This is a genomic window from Pseudomonas sp. 313 (assembly GCF_000316965.1).
GTDB lineage: Bacteria > Pseudomonadota > Gammaproteobacteria > Pseudomonadales > Pseudomonadaceae > Chryseomonas > Chryseomonas benzopyrenica.
Genome location: NZ_ANBZ01000089.1, coordinates 1 through 532 on the forward strand (window position 1 = coordinate 1; position 532 = coordinate 532).

Annotated in this window: 1 protein-coding gene; it reads left to right on the top strand. The window is 67.1% G+C overall.

Annotated elements, in window-relative coordinates; translation table 11 throughout:
* Nucleotides 1–532 (top strand): pyridoxal-phosphate dependent enzyme (locus C722_RS0122200; RefSeq protein ID WP_017642612.1); only part of this gene is annotated, 532 nt, incomplete at both ends.

A 532-nucleotide genomic window follows, 5' to 3' on the forward strand; every position in this document is an offset into this window, starting at 1 on the left:
TCATAGGCGTCGAGCCGGACGACTCCAACTGCCTGCAGCAGGCCATGGCGGCTGGCGAGCGAGTGGTCTTGCCGCGAGTCGGGCTGTTCGCCGATGGCGTGGCCGTGGCCCAGATCGGCCACCATACCTTCGAGATCTGCCGGCGCTATGTGGACGAGGTGATCACCGTCAGCAGCGACGAGATCTGCGCGGCGATCAAGGACATCTACGACGACACCCGCTCCATCACCGAACCGGCTGGCGCCCTGGGCGTGGCCGGGATCAAGAAGTACGCCGAGCGCGCGGGCGGTGGCGGCCAGGTGCTGGTGGCCATCGATTCCGGCGCCAACGTCAACTTCGACCGCCTGAGACACGTGGCCGAACGCGCCGAACTGGGCGAGCAGCGCGAAGCCATCATCGCCGTGACCATCCCCGAGCGGCCGGGCAGCTTTCGGGCCTTCTGCGAGGCCCTGGGCCGGCGGCAGATCACCGAATTCAACTATCGCTACCACACCGGCCAGGAAGCCCATATCTTCGTCGGCGTCCAGACCCA